At 62.5% G+C, this 13,868-nt stretch carries 13 protein-coding genes and 1 pseudogene; 9 read left to right on the top strand and 5 right to left on the bottom strand.

The annotated features are described in order from the left end of the window. Positions 1-2: 2 nt before the first annotated feature. From nadC to proB, 3 genes are read left to right on the top strand one after another with little or no spacing between them, the layout of a single operon-like run. Positions 3-839 carry a carboxylating nicotinate-nucleotide diphosphorylase gene (gene nadC, locus AAEO81_RS18500; protein ID WP_341958442.1) on the top strand — a complete coding sequence of 279 codons (837 nt, stop codon included), beginning with the start codon at positions 3-5 and terminating at the stop codon, positions 837-839. Between the two features lie 5 nt (positions 840-844). Then, complete coding sequence (gene phnN, locus AAEO81_RS18495) at positions 845-2,890, top strand: phosphonate metabolism protein/1,5-bisphosphokinase (PRPP-forming) PhnN (RefSeq protein ID WP_341958441.1); 2,046 nt, start codon at positions 845-847, stop codon at positions 2,888-2,890. Positions 2,891-2,938: 48 nt separating this feature from the next. Further along, on the top strand, positions 2,939-4,036 hold the full coding sequence (gene proB / locus AAEO81_RS18490; RefSeq protein WP_341958440.1) for a glutamate 5-kinase: 1,098 nt from the start codon (positions 2,939-2,941) through the stop codon (positions 4,034-4,036). 10 nt (positions 4,037-4,046) lie between these two features. Here the strand turns inward: proB and AAEO81_RS18485 are convergent, their stop codons facing one another. From AAEO81_RS18485 to AAEO81_RS18475, 3 genes are all read right to left on the bottom strand, one after another. Beyond that, a complete protein-coding gene (locus tag AAEO81_RS18485; RefSeq protein WP_341958439.1) occupies positions 4,047-5,378 on the bottom strand; it encodes an LLM class flavin-dependent oxidoreductase in 1,332 nt (443 codons plus the stop codon). Continuing rightward, on the bottom strand, positions 5,375-6,343 hold the full coding sequence (locus AAEO81_RS18480; protein ID WP_341958438.1) for an aliphatic sulfonate ABC transporter substrate-binding protein: 969 nt from the start codon (positions 6,341-6,343) through the stop codon (positions 5,375-5,377). The genes AAEO81_RS18485 and AAEO81_RS18480 overlap by 4 nt, the downstream gene beginning before the upstream one ends. A gap of 109 nt (positions 6,344-6,452) precedes the next feature. Next, positions 6,453-7,361, bottom strand: coding sequence for a LysR family transcriptional regulator (locus AAEO81_RS18475; protein WP_166596978.1), 909 nt, complete (start codon positions 7,359-7,361; stop codon positions 6,453-6,455). A 163-nt stretch (positions 7,362-7,524) separates the two neighbouring features. On the opposite strand from AAEO81_RS18475, the gene AAEO81_RS18470 reads away from it, so the two are divergent. Further along, positions 7,525-8,850: an MFS transporter gene (locus AAEO81_RS18470; protein ID WP_341958437.1), complete on the top strand. Its 1,326-nt coding sequence runs from the start codon at positions 7,525-7,527 to the stop codon at positions 8,848-8,850. A gap of 48 nt (positions 8,851-8,898) precedes the next feature. Beyond that, positions 8,899-10,083: a M20 aminoacylase family protein gene (locus tag AAEO81_RS18465; protein ID WP_341958436.1), complete on the top strand. Its 1,185-nt coding sequence runs from the start codon at positions 8,899-8,901 to the stop codon at positions 10,081-10,083. 9 nt (positions 10,084-10,092) lie between these two features. On the opposite strand, the gene AAEO81_RS18460 is transcribed toward AAEO81_RS18465, so the two are convergent. Further along, entirely contained in the window at positions 10,093-11,322 is a 1,230-nt protein-coding gene (locus AAEO81_RS18460; RefSeq protein ID WP_341958435.1) for an MFS transporter, read from the bottom strand. 207 nt (positions 11,323-11,529) lie between these two features. On the opposite strand from AAEO81_RS18460, the pseudogene AAEO81_RS18455 reads away from it, so the two are divergent. Continuing rightward, positions 11,530-11,694, top strand: a pseudogene (locus AAEO81_RS18455) (alkene reductase); the annotation flags it as partial. 88 nt (positions 11,695-11,782) lie between these two features. Here AAEO81_RS18455 and AAEO81_RS18450 read toward each other — a convergent pair. Then, positions 11,783-11,986, bottom strand: coding sequence for a hypothetical protein (locus tag AAEO81_RS18450; protein WP_166596984.1), 204 nt, complete (start codon positions 11,984-11,986; stop codon positions 11,783-11,785). Between the two features lie 332 nt (positions 11,987-12,318). On the opposite strand from AAEO81_RS18450, the gene AAEO81_RS18445 reads away from it, so the two are divergent. The 3 genes from AAEO81_RS18445 to AAEO81_RS18435 all read left to right on the top strand — a co-directional run bounded on the left by AAEO81_RS18445 (position 12,319) and on the right by AAEO81_RS18435 (position 13,844). Further along, positions 12,319-12,612, top strand: a complete 294-nt coding sequence (locus AAEO81_RS18445) for a hypothetical protein (RefSeq protein ID WP_341958434.1) — start codon at positions 12,319-12,321, stop codon at positions 12,610-12,612. Positions 12,613-12,797: 185 nt separating this feature from the next. Then, positions 12,798-13,379 (top strand): DapH/DapD/GlmU-related protein, encoded by a 582-nt coding sequence (locus AAEO81_RS18440; protein ID WP_341958433.1) that lies wholly within the window; start codon positions 12,798-12,800, stop codon positions 13,377-13,379. A 111-nt stretch (positions 13,380-13,490) separates the two neighbouring features. Then, positions 13,491-13,844, top strand: a complete 354-nt coding sequence (locus AAEO81_RS18435) for a DUF883 family protein (RefSeq protein ID WP_166596986.1) — start codon at positions 13,491-13,493, stop codon at positions 13,842-13,844. Positions 13,845-13,868 lie beyond the last annotated feature (24 nt).

Raw genomic sequence — 13,868 nt, 5'->3', positions numbered from 1 at the left:
CGATGTATGACGTATTCCAGACTGACCGCCTGATCGACCTTTGGCTGGCCGAAGACATCGGTTATTGCGACCTGACCGCTCAAGTGATGATCGAAGCGGACGAAGTGGGCGCTTTCTACATGAACGCTCGCGAGACGCTGATCGTCTCCGGCATCGACATCGCCGCACGGGTGTTCAAGCGTTACGACCCGACGCTGGAGGTGATCGTGCGGGTGAAGGACTGTCAGAAAATCGAAGCCGGTACGGTGATGATCGATGTCCGTGGCAACGCGCGCAGCGTTCTGACAGCCGAACGTACGGCGCTGAACATCGTGCAGCGCATGTCGGGGATCGCCAACGAGACCGCCAAATACGTGGCCGCCGTTGCCGGCAGCCGTGCACGCCTGATCGACACCCGCAAAACCACGCCCGGCCTGCGCATGCTTGAGAAACACGCGGTGACGTGCGGTGGTGGTCTTAACCATCGCCTGGGCTTGGACAACGGCGTGATGATCAAAGACAACCACATTGCGGTGTGCGGCGGCATCACCCAGGCGGTACAGCGCGCGCGTCGCCAGTTGCCCGTGCTGACCAAGCTCGAAGTCGAATGCGACAGCCTCACCCAAGTGGCCGAAGCGCTGGAGGCCAATGTCGACGTGATCATGCTCGACAACATGAGCGTGGCGGACATGGCCGAGGCGGTGAAAATGGTCAATGGGCGCACCAAACTGGAAGCGTCCGGCGGCATCAACCTGTCGACCATCGGCGCGATTTCCAAGACCGGTGTCGACTACATCTCGACCAGCAAGCTCAATCAGGCCGCGGTGTGTGTAGACATCGGCCTGGACGAGGCGGAGTAAGTCACATGGCGCAGGGCATCTTCTTCTTTGTCGTCGGCCCCAGCGGTGCCGGTAAGGATTCGTTGATCGAAGGCGCCCGCGCCCAACTCGGTGACACCGGTCGATACGTGTTCGCTCGTCGCACGATCACGCGCCCCTCGGGCGCACCAGGCGAGGACCACATCGGCGTCACCGAGGCTCAATTCTCGGCGTCCGTGAGTGCAGGGGCGTTTCTGGTCACCTGGGACGCGCATGGACTGTCATACGGTTTGTCTGCTGATTTGCTGACCGCGTTGGGCGAGGGCTGCAACGTCATCGCCAACGGCTCACGCAAAATGATTCGTCAACTGGCCGGGCTGGTGCCCAGGCTCGTGGTGGTGGAAGTCACGGCGTCGCTCGACGTCCTGGCGGCGCGCATTCTCGCCCGTGGCCGGGAAAACGCCTTGGAGGCGGGCGCGCGGGTGATGCGTCAGGTCGAGCCGTTGCCCGTGGACATCGAAACGATCCGTGTCAACAACGACGGCGCGCTTGAGCAGGGGGTCAGCGCATTCGTTCATGCGTTGGCGAACGCCTCTCAACGGGTACGTCTGCGCCGTGTACCGATCTCGACGGGCCTGGAGCGGGTGGCCTACCTGCCCCTTCACAGCGCCGTGCTGTCGGTCGGCGATTATTTGGGCGGCTCGAAAGTCGACCTCCTGGCCGACACCGCATCGTTGAGCGTACAGATTCAAGGGCTGGACGCGCCGGGGTTGCTGGCGGCGGACGAAATCGGGTTGAGCGAGGAAGCGTTCGCCCATTGGCGGGTTGCCGAGGGCGCCGAGATCGCCTTGCGCCGCACGCCCTCACCGGCCAGTCGTCAGGCCCTGATTCAGAAGGTTCAGGGGCAAGAGCTGGGCGAACCCGAGTATGAAATGCTGCTGCGCGACATCATCGAGGGGCGTTACACGGATGGCGAAATTAGTGCGTTTCTGGTCAGCGCCACGCGCAGCCTGTCCGACGCCGAGGTCGTCGCGCTGGCCAGGGTGCGCAGCCGCTTCTCCCCGACGATGACATGGGACCGCCCGATCGTGGTCGACAAGCACTCGATGGGTGGGGTCCCCGGCAGCCGCATCACCTTGCTGGTGGTGCCCATCGTCGCGGCTCACGGCCTGGCGATGCCCAAAACATCGTCCCGGGCGATCACGTCTGCGGCGGGCACGGCGGACGCCATGGAGTCCGTGGCGCGAGTGGACCTGGACATCGCCGACGTGCAGCGTTGTGTCGCTGAGGCGGGGGCGTGCATTGCCTGGAATGGGCGACTCAATCACTCACGGGTGGACGATGTGATGAACGCCATCACCCGGCCGTTGGGGCTTGATTCCAATCGGTGGTCGGTGGCGTCGATCCTCTCGAAAAAGCTCACCGCTGGCTCGACCCACGTGGTGGTCGATCTGCCGTACGGCCCGCGCACCAAACTCAGGACGCAGGCCCAGGCGAGGGAATTGGGCGATTTGTTCGAGCGGGTCGGGGCCGGGCTCGGTCTGACCGTGGTGGCGTTTGCCACAGACGGAAGCCGGCCTATCGGTCGCGGCATCGGGCCTTCGCTGGAGGTGCGCGACGTGCGGGCGGTGCTGGCCAATGATCCGGAGGCGGCGCAGGACTTGCGCGACAAGGCGCTTTTTTTCGCGGGACAGATTCTGGCGTGGGACCCGGCCATCGGCAGTGTGGAAGCCGGTCGTCGCCGCGCGGAGGAACTGCTGACCAATGGCGAGGCCAATGCGGCGTTTGAGCGGATCATCGACGCCCAGGGTCGGCGAGCGCCCGTGTTGCCCGGTGCGCTGACCTTCGCGGTGTGTGCGAGTGCGGCAGGGGAGGTGAGTGCACTGGACGGCTGGCGCATCGGTGAGCTGGCCCGACGCGCCGGTGCGCCGGCCGATAAATCCGCTGGCATCGACCTCAAGGTCGGGCTGGGCGACCGGGTAACGGCGGGGCAGTGCCTGTATGTCATCCATGGCTCCAACAGCGCGGACCTTCAGTCTGCCAGCCTCTTGGCACAGATGAGCGACGGCGTGACCGTTACGCCAATCGCGTGATCCGGATGCGCTGTCATCCGGGCCCAGAACAAACAGTGAGGTAGCCACATGCGTGAAGCGATCGCGACCACCCAGCGCTGGGTCATCCACGTCGACAACCGCCTGATTGCGGCAACCGACGGCTTCAATCCGGATGCTATCGGCAGGCTGGCCGCTCAATCGATGGCCCTGCGTCAACGAGGGCTTGAAGTCGTTGTGGTCTCGACGCCTGGTGCGGGTGCCTCCACGGGCGTCGCGCTGCCCTTGCATCAGGCGCAGGCCCTGGCCGCGATCGATCAGATCAGGCTGACCCAGCTCTGGGCGCAGGCGCTGGCGCACGCGGGCGCTCAATCTGCGCAGATTCTGCTGACACAGGATGACCTGTCCCACCGCAAGCACTACCTCAACGCACGCAGCACGCTGCAAGTCTTGCTCGGGCAGGGCGTGATCCCGTTGGTCAGCGAGAACTGTGCCTTGGCCACCCACGGGATTCGCGCGGGAAACACCGACAGTCTGGGGGCGCTGGTGGTCAATCTGGTGCAGGCGGATGTGTACATTTTGCTGACCGAGCTGGAAGGCTTCCTGATTACGAGCCAGGGCCTTGAAACCGATCAGGCCACAGCGGTGATCGATGAAGCCGCTGCCGGGGATGCCTCGCTGGATCGCTACGCGCACGACATGACTGAACACTTCGGCGTCGATGTGCGCTCCTGGTTGCGCTCGGCGCGGCTGGCGGCCCGTTCAGGTGCCCACACGGTGATCGCCGATGGGCGCCAGGACGGCATTCTCGATGCCATCGCTGCGGGCGCATCGGTCGGCACGCTGCTGATCTCTGATACCCACCCGGCGGCGTCCCGAGGACGCTGGCTGTCCAATCAACTGCCCATGCGCGGGACGTTGGAGATCATCGACGGCAGCGCATCGGCCACGACGGGCATCACCGCGTTGATGATCCTGCGCAGCGAAGGCGTGTTTCAGCGTGGCGACATGGTGGTGTGCCGAGGCGCCGACGGCGTTGAGTGGGCGCGGGGGCTGGTCAACTACAGCTCGCAGGAAATTCAAAAGCTGCGTGGCCAGTTCGTCGAAGCGTTTTCCAGGCAAATCGGTTATGTCGCCGAACCGGACATCATCAGTCGCGAAAATCTGGTGGTTGTAAAGGCGCCCTGATCGGACGCCTTCAGGCGCGAGGGCCGTTCGCAGGCCGCTCCAGCCCCAGATGTTCGCGCAGGGTGCGTCCGCTGTACTCCCGTCGAAACAGGCCCCGTCGCTGCAGCTCGGGCACCACACCGTTGACGAAATCGTCGAGGCTTTGAGGCAGGTAGGGCGGCATGATGTTGAAGCCGTCGCAAGCGCGTTCCGTGAACCACTGTTCAAGATCATCCGCGACTTCGCTGGCCGTGCCCGCCAGCACCCGATGGGAGCGACTGCCACCAAAGCGTTTGCCCAGTTGGCGCAGGGTCAGGCCTTCGCGTTGCGAGAGTTCCTGCACGAGTTTGAAGCGGCTCTGGTTGCCGCGTATCTCTTTCACCTCCGGCAACGGCTCGTCCAGCGGGTAGACCGAGAGGTCGTGGTTCATGCTGTCAGACAACAGCGCCAGCCCGGCGAGGGGGTGCACGTTGTCCTCCAGCTCGGCGAATCGGGCCAGCGCTTCGTCTTTGCTCTTGCCCACGAACGGCATCACGCCCGGCATGATTTTCAGCGAACCGGCGGGCCGCCCCTGAGCGAGCAGGCGCTGATTGACCGTCTCGTAAAACGCCTTGGCTTTTTGCAAATCGGGCTGTGCGGTGAAGATCACGTCGGCGACGCTCGCAGCGAAATCCTGGCCGGTGTCCGAAGAGCCCGCCTGAATCAGCACCGGGTGACCCTGCGGCGAGCGCGGCACGTTGAGCGGGCCGCGCACGTTGAAGAATTCCCCGGCGTGATTGAGGTAATGCACCCGCTCGGGATGGGCAAACTCCCCCGTGACCTTGTCGTGGATGAAGGGGTCGTCTTCCCAGCTGTCCCACAGTTTGATCGCCAGTTCGACGAACTCCCGCGCACGCCGGTAGCGCAGTTCGTGTTCGAGGATCGGCTCGGCGCTGTGGTTCAGCGCTTCGCCGTCGTTGGTGGAGGTCACGATGTTCCAGCCGATGCGGCCTTCGCTGAGGTGGTCCAGCGTGGCGAAGGTGCGCGCGAGAGTGAAGGGGTGATTGAAGGTGGTCGACGCTGTCGCCGCGAGGCCGATGTGCGACGTCGCGCCCGCCAGCAGGCCCAGCAATGCGACCGGGTCGAGGCGGGAACTGGTGAGGTAGCGCACGCTGGCGTCGAGGTTGTCGCCGAAGCGGTCGGACAAGGCCAGACGGTCGGCGAAAAACAGGTAGTCGAACTTGCCGCGCTCGGCGGTCTGGGCCAAGGCCTTGAAGTAGGCCGGGCTGGTCAGATTGCCGGGTTGCGCGTCGGGCAGGCGCCAGGCGCTGGCGTGGTGGCCGACGCCCATGAGAAAGGCACCGAGGTGCAGTTGTCGGCTCATTGCGGATGCTCCAGATCGACCACCGCGTCAGCGACGTGCACGGCCTTCGGCAGCAATTGGTTGCGATAGAACGCATCGGCCACCTGTTGCTGGGCCTCAATCACCTGAGGGCTCAACGGAAAATGCACGCCCCACGGCTGGCGGGCCAGCGACCGAATCCACACCGGCACGGGCACCTTGGTGTCGTCGCTCAGCAGCTGCGCGACTTCCTGTTGATGGCTCTGAACGTAGTGCTCGGTGCTGTCCAGCTCGCGCAGCACGGTGGCGAGGGTTTCCGGGTAGCGTTTGGCGAAGGGGCGCGGCGCGATGTAGAAGCTGTATTGAATCGGCAGGCTGCGCGCCGTGATCAGCGGACGGGCGCCACTCGACAGTTCGGTGTCGGCGAGGCGTGGGTCCGGCACCACCCACGCGGCCACGTCGCCCCGCTCGAACGCCGCCCGGCCTTCGCTGTAACCCAGATAGGCTTCTTCCACGTCACCGAGTTTCAGCTTGGCCTGCTCCAGCGCGGCGATCAGCAGGTATTGGCCCGCAGACCCCTTGGCCACGGCAATCCGTTTGCCACGCAGATCCGCAAGCGACTGCGCGGTGGAGCCCTTCGGCACCAGAATGGCGTAGTTGTCCTGATAGGGTTCGCTGTAGCCGACGTACGTCACATCAGGCCCGGCGCCCGCCTGGGCGAACACGGGCGGGGTCGCGCCCACGAAGCCGATGTCGATGTCGCCACTGTTGATGCCTTCGACCAGCGGCGGCCCGAACGCGAACTCTTGCCACACCACTTTGACGCCGTGAGGCGCGAGGGCTTTTTCCAGCGTCCCGCGATTTTTCAGGACCACCAGGCTGTTGCCTTTCTGGTAGCCAACGCGAACGGTTTGCGGATACTCGACGGCGGCTTGGGCAATGCTCGCCCACAAACCTGCCACCTGAAAGGCCGCTACCCACACGGCTGTTTTGAAAGGGATGTGCATGGTTCACGCTTATGAAAGGGAAGGGGCGTCAGGGTATCCAGTCCGGGCGACGCACCGTAAATACCCAATACACATAAGCTTATGTGGGTTCAACGGACCACCGGAACGCTCAAAACAGCGCCTTCTCCTCAAGCATTTGCAAGAGCCGCTCGACCGCCACCGATGGCTGCCGATCGGCGCGCACCAGCATGTGCGCCTCTGCGGTTTCGAACACCTCGCTACGGGTGCGGAGCGCGACAAGGCTGCCGTCCGCGACTTCATCTGCCACGGCGTGGGACGAAAGAAAAGTCACGCCAAGCTGAGCCTTCACGTAGCTTTTCAGGGTGGCGATGGAGTTGGTCACCAGGCTGGATTCGAACTGCACACGGTCGTGGTACTGCGCCAGTTTGACCAGGTTGCTCAGGCCAAAGCCGTTGGACATCATCCCCACCGGATAGGGGCAGACGTCGCTCAGGGCCAGCGGCTGTTTCTTCCGGGTCAGGGGATGGCCAGGCCAGGCGATCACGCACATGGGCTGTTTGCGTTGCATGACGGTGCGCACGGCCGGGTCGATGGGCGGGCGATACGCCAGGCCGAGGTGGGCCTGATCGTTGGCGAGCATGCGCACGGTGTCCACGGCGTTGGCGAATTCCAGCGTCACCTTCAGCTTGGGGTGTTGCTGGCAGAAATCCTGAAGCACCCAGCGCACCAATTCCTCGCGAAAACCTTCCCCTGCAACGATATGAATTTCGCCACGCTCCAGCCCCTGCAGTTCAGAAATCTGGGTCAGCAGCAGCGTTTCACTGGAGCGTCGTTCGCGGCAATGGTTGATCACCAGCTCGGCGGCTTCGGTCGGAATGACGCCTCGGCCGTGGCGCTGGAGCAATTGCACACCCAGCTCGCTTTCGAGCTGATGAATTTGCCGGCTGACCACCGACGCTTCGACATTCAGATGGTCTGCCGCGCCGCGTATCGAGCCGGTTTCTGCCACGGCGAGAAAGTAGTGCAAACGTCGTTCACTCAGGCCAATTCGTTGCACTGTCGGCGTCTCCTTACCGTTGACTAAAAGGCAACGCTCGTCAGCGAGTATTGCTATTGTTCGCAGTCTTCATCCTTCTCATACTTTGTGTCAATCGGGCGATGCCAAGCTCATCGGTTCCAGACAACAAGAACAACAACGCAGAGTGTTCGAGGACATCACCATGGCTTACGCCGCAACGCTGATTACCGTGTCACCCCCGGATGACGGGGCTTTGGGCAGGATGTACCGCAAGATCAGTTGGCGGCTGCTGCCGTTCCTGTTGCTGTGTTATTCGCTGGCCTATCTGGATCGGGTCAACATCAGTTACGCCAAGATCGCGATGCAGCAGGAGTTCGGTCTGACCGATGCCGCGTACGGGCTGGCCGCCGGGATTTTCTTCATTGGCTATGTGATGTTCGAAGTGCCAAGCAACCTGTGGCTGGCGCGGGTGGGGATTCGCAAGACCCTCAGCCGCATCATGCTGTTGTGGGGCGTGGCCTCGACGTCGATGCTGTTCGTCCATGACAGCACCACCTTTTACGTATTGCGTTTCTTTCTCGGGGTATTCGAGGCTGGATTCGCCCCCGGCATGATCCTCTACCTGACGCTGTGGTTTTCCGGCAAACGCCGGGCGCAGGTCATGGCGTGCGTGTTGTTGGCGGGGCCGGTGTCGAATATCGTCGGCGGGCCGTTGTCCACCTGGATCATGCAGGCCTTCGCCGGGGCCCAGGGGCTTGAAGGCTGGCAATGGATGTTCATCCTGGAGGGGGCGCCATGCATTCTCTTGGGGGTGGTCGCGTACTTCTTTTTGAGTGATTCACCCGCCCAGGCGCCGTGGCTGAGCACAGAAGAAAAGCAGTGGTTGGCGAACGATCTCGAACAGACGCCGCCGTCGAAACAGCACACCTTTGCGGCGGCGTTGAAGGACTGGCGGATTTATGTGATGGCGCTGATTTACTTCTGCCTCATCTGCGGGCTTTATACGGTCAGCTTCTGGTTGCCGACCCTGCTGCGGGATGCGGGCGTGAAGGACATTGTCGACATCGGGCTGTACTCGGTCATTCCGTACAGCGCCGCCATCGTGGCAATGATGATCAACGCCCGGCGCTCCGACCGGCTCAGCGAGCGCCGATGGCACGGCGCGGTGCCAGCGTTCATGGGGGCCGGAGGGCTAGTCCTGACCGGTTTCAGCAGCGGCAACCTGCCGCTCGCTTTGGGGAGCATCACGTTGGCGACCTTATCGACCTATGCCGCTTATGCCGTGTTCTGGGCGAGGCCTTCGACCTACCTGAAAGGCACTGCGGCGGCGGGTGGCATTGCGTTGATCAACAGCATCGGCGCGTTCGGCGGCTTTGTCAGCCCGTCCATCATCGGGTTCCTGAAAACCCTCACGGGTTCGTTTGTCACCGGGATGGCCGCGATGGCGGCGCTGTTGGTCATTGGCGGTGTCTGCACGCTGGCCCTGCGTTTGCCAGCGCCTGTGATGCCTCAACCCGATGCGCCGTGATCGGCATGATTCACGCACTTTCATTTCTTATCGTCAGGTATGTTTCGGATGAACACTGAACCCCATTACTGCGAAATCGACGACCTCCAGCCCATGACGGATGAGCTGACCCGGATACGCCGCCATATTCACCAGCACCCTGAAATGGCCTATGAAGAGTTCGAAACCGCCGCGCTGGTGGCTGGCAAGTTGCGCGCGTGGGGGTATGACGTCACTGAAGGCGTTGGCGAAACCGGCGTCGTCGGCACGTTGACGGTGGGCAGTGGCAAGCGTATCGGCCTTCGGGCGGACATGGATGCCTTGCCGCTGACCGAGCAGACTGGCCTGCCTTACGCCAGTGTTCATGCGGGAACCATGCACGCCTGCGGTCACGACGGTCACACCACTATGTTGCTGGGGGCGGCTGAATACCTGGCGCGCACCCGGAATTTCACCGGAACGGTTCACCTGTATTTCCAGCCTGCCGAGGAGAAGGGCTTCGACAGCGGCGCGCAGCGCATGGTGAAAGACGGGCTGTTCGAGCGCTTTCCCTGCGACGCCGTGTTCGGCCTTCACAACCATCCGGGAGAGGCGCCGGGTACCTTTCTGTTTCGCAGTGGTGCGTTCATGTCGGCGAGCGACAAAGTGGCGATCACCGTGCACGGCCACGGTGGTCACGCGGCCCGACCACACCTGACGGTGGACCCCATCGTGGTGGCGTCGAGCATCGTCATGGCGCTGCAGACCGTCGTCGCGCGCAACGTCAATCCGGTAGAACCTGCGGTGGTCACCGTCGGTTTGTTGCAGGCGGGGGTGGCCAACAACGTCATCTCCAACAGCGCCTATCTGGAGCTGAGCATTCGTTCGTTCAGCAAGCCCGTGCGCGCGCTGTTGAAGGAACGTGTGCAAGCGCTGGTTCACGCGCAGGCCAGCAGCTACGGGGCCACGGCGACCATCGATTACATGGAAGGCTACCCGGTGATCGACAACACGCCCGCTGAAACCGAGTTCGCCTTGCAGGTTGCCCGTGAACTGGTGGGCGACGCGCACATCATTCCCCACGCTGACCAGCTCATGTCCAGCGAAGACTTCGCTTACATGCTGGAACAGCGGCCCGGATGCTTTCTGCGGCTGGGCAATGGCGTGGGAGAAGACGGCTGCATGGTTCACAACCCGGCGTACGACTTCAATGACAAGAACCTGCCCATTGGCGCGGCGTATTGGGCACGTCTGGTGGAACGGTATCTGAGCTGAGGCACCGGCTCATTTCCCCGCGTGCTGATCGGCCTCAAGGATCGAGGTCACGGCGGCGGGGCGATGTTCTTTGGCAAACCACCACCCTGCACCGCCGCCCAAGAGACTCGCCAGCACCGCGAGAATCAAAACCACCGGTTGCGTGCCCAACGGCGCCGCGAGCAGCGCCACCAGCAGGCCGGCAAACGGCTGCGAGAGGTTGTTGAGCAGGGTGATCACGCCCACGGTTTTGCCGAAGTCCTGAGCGGGAATCACGCGCTGACGGGTGGTGCGCATGTAGACGTTGAAGACCTTGTCGAACACGACGATCAGCAGAAACCCCAGGCCGTAGCCCAGCAAATTCGGGCTCAGTGCACAGACGAAAGCGCCCACGGCGATCATCGAATACCCGGCTCCGCCCAACAGCCGCAAGGGCAGCGCAACGCGCGCCAGCACAAACAGAATCAGAATCGTGGCCACCGCACCCGCCGCCTGCAACCCGGCGTAGTGGTCCTTGTCGGCGCCGTACTCGCCGATCACCATGGCCGCCGAAGTGGCCAGGGTCACGCCGACGATCAGGTTGACGCCCACGGCCAGCGTGATGATTTTCTTCAGTTCCGCCCGATCCCGGATGTGCCCGAAGGCCACTCTCAACGGTTGCAGCCAGAGGCCTTGGGTGGGCTCGAACACCTCAAGGGTGACATGGCTGAGGCGCTGCCACATCAGCATGCTCAGGTCGGCCAGCAGAAACAGCCCGGCGATGCCCAACACCACCCAATGCCAAGCCCAGACTTCCAGCATCAGAGCCGCCAGCAGTGGCCCGAGGACGAGCCCGGTCTGATCGGCGATCTGCGAGTAAGACAGCGTTTGGGTGTAGCGGTAGTGATGAAAAATGTGAGGCATCAGCACTTCCCGCGCCATGACCCCCTGGGTCGTCAGCACCCCGCAGAGTGCCGACAGCGCCACCAACCAGCCGATCCCGCCGAAGACCCCATAAAGCGCCATCGCCAGCAAACACAGCACCGCGCGGTACACCTGGCTGATGTGCAGGATTCTGACCGGAGGGTATTTATCGCAAAGCGCCCCGCACACGGGAAACGCCAAAAAGCGCGGCAGCGACTCGACGGAAAACGCCAGCCCGGCCCAAGCGGCGCTTTGGGTGGTCTGGAACACCACCAGCGGCACGATGAACAGCAGAATCTGATCCGCCAATCTAGACAGAAACAGCGACATGAAAAAGGCGAGGTAATCCTTGCGCACAGTGACCTCCTGGTGGTGAGCAGCGCGGGCGGGTCGATTCGGACGGGCCATCCCTCAACCGCCGACGGGATTATGCCTGCAGGCGGCTTGTGCGACGATGCCGATCAATCTCGACGCTCGCCGCTCAAACGCCCTTTGCTGGCACCGTCCGCCGAACCCTTCGAAGGGCAGATCTGGAAAGTCGACCCGGCGACCGGGCAGGGCGCGATGGTCGATTCTCCGACACCACGGGCGTTGAGCCGCAGCGAGATTGCCCAGATCGTCGACGACTTCCGTCAGGTGGCCCGCCGTGCCATTCGTGCCGATTTCGATGGGGTAGAGATTCATGGCGCCAATGGCTACCTGGTGGATCAGTACCTGCGCACCACGTCCGTTGTTCGGCGGCGCAGCCCAGGGCTACAGCGATTACCCTTCCGCAGCCAGGTAAACCGCAGGATGTCTGACGGGCAGCGGCAGGGCGCTAATCAATGCGCGCAGCCGCTGCTTTCAACTGTTGAACAGAGGAATGAATGCCCCGAATATTCCCGGCGATTTCCGTGTGGGTCTGGTGGGGCTGACGAAACGTGGCGTAGGCCAGATGGCCCGCCATCGACTGAGACAGGCGTTCAAGATGAACGGCGGTTTCTTCAAGGTCGCGTTTGATCGCGGGTAGGGGTACGAGCACTATGGGCCTCTGGTGTGTACGTTCTGAAGCAGTCAGTGGTCACCGATCCGTTGACCTCTACGTCCGTCCGCTTTCACAGCACCAGCGTGTCCCGTGGGCATCCTCGGTTTGACGACACATCGGTTGGCTTGGCTCACAGCCAGCCTCCATAGTGAGCGGGAGCGTAGCTGATTGCCATCATACTTAAGGATACAGGGCCGACCTTGACGTGCCGGTTTGCGACCTTTCGGGCCTGTTGGTGCCATTCGTCCATCTTGCGGCACTCCTGGATGCCGGGCGTTTCCGATAGGTATGAGCGTGGATATCCCATGCCTTGAGGATGGAGAATCGAGATGGAGATGAATCCCGACGCGCCCGGCAACGTTTCGCAGAAAGGCGTGAACAGCCAGGCCGACAACGAGACCGGTTTCGATCATCGCGCTGGCACTCGCCCGGCTGAACCCACTTCAGGTGAAACACCGCGCAAGATCGACCCTGATCTGGGATTCGATCCAGAATCCCCAGACGCTTCCGATCCCGCCGTTGACCCATTGCACCCGGCCCGGACCAGCAATGACCCAGTGCCGTCGGCGGATCGGTCGAACCGGGATGATTCGAAACCGTCGCTCGGCGGTCGGGGCATCTAGCCCGAACCGCGCCTGGCCGTGCGTAGTTTGTCAGTGCTCAGTGAAGCCCGACCCCTGTGTCGGGCTTTTTCATTCTGTACAGCGGCAACGCGCAAGCATTCCATACGGCTTTTCGGCAACGCGCTAGAATCACGACGGCGCTCAATACTGGGCAGGCGATCCCCTTTCTCACGTGACCGAACCCCATGATGCTGTGGCTGTATAACCTCAAAAAACATCTCAAACCGGCCGAGTACACACGGCTGCTCAGCACTCACGACCTCGGCAAGAAGAAAAGCAATCGTCTTTTAAGCAAGACGGGCGTTGTGACTGCGGGCAATGCGGTCATCCGCCCACCGTTCTATTTCGAACGCGGCCGCATCACCTTGGGCAAGAACGTTTTGATCAACGCCGGTTGCGTCTTTCTGGATCAGGCAGGCATTACCATCGGCGCCGACGCGATGCTCGGGCCGCAAGTGCGCCTTTGCACCACTACCCATGACTTGAACCCGGCGCTGCGCCACAGCCACACGCGCTCCGCCCCGATCAGCATCGGCGCGAACGTGTGGATCGGAGCGGGTACGGTGGTGCTGCCGGGCATCAGCATTGGCGAGAACAGCGTGATTGGCGCCAACAGCGTGGTGAACGCGGACGTTCCGGCGAATGCGCTGTATACCGGCAGTCCGGCCCGGTTCAAGAAATGGCTGACGCAGGATTCGAGTCGGGAAAACGGCGATCCATTCACAGAGCCGAAGCGCGTTTTGAACGACGACGCGACACTCGGATAAGCCCTCGACACGTTAAACCTGTACACGTGTCGACGGTTGTTCAGTCTTTCGGAACGAATTATCCCGAGCACCGGTCAACCTTTTTCACCCCCCCTTGAACACGGAACGTCCATGAGCAAGATGATCGATAACCTTACCGAAACCCTGAGCGAGGACCTCTATGAGAAGACCCGCGCACAGCTCAACACCTTTATCAATGAAACCAATGCGTTGCTCGCGGCGGGTGATGCCCTGCACGAAGACCGCACGAGTCAGGCCCACGCCCGTTTGATCGCGTTTCTCAAAGACGCTGCCACACGCGGTGAAACGGTGTATGAACGTGACTTCCTCCCTGAGCAACCACCGCTGACCCGTGCGCTCGATGAAGCCAAGGTGTTCGTCAAGGCCAACCCCTGGGCGGCCGTTGCGGCGGCAGCAGGTGTTGGCCTGGTCGTGAGCATTTTGCTCAACCGCCGGCAACCCTGAAAGGAGATCTGTCGTGATGCGTGG

It is taken from the genome of Pseudomonas sp. RC10 (assembly GCF_038397775.1).
Lineage (GTDB): Bacteria > Pseudomonadota > Gammaproteobacteria > Pseudomonadales > Pseudomonadaceae > Aquipseudomonas > Aquipseudomonas bambusae.
The sequence above is the reverse complement of the archived record's forward strand: the minus strand, read 5'-3'. Positions and strand labels throughout refer to the sequence as shown.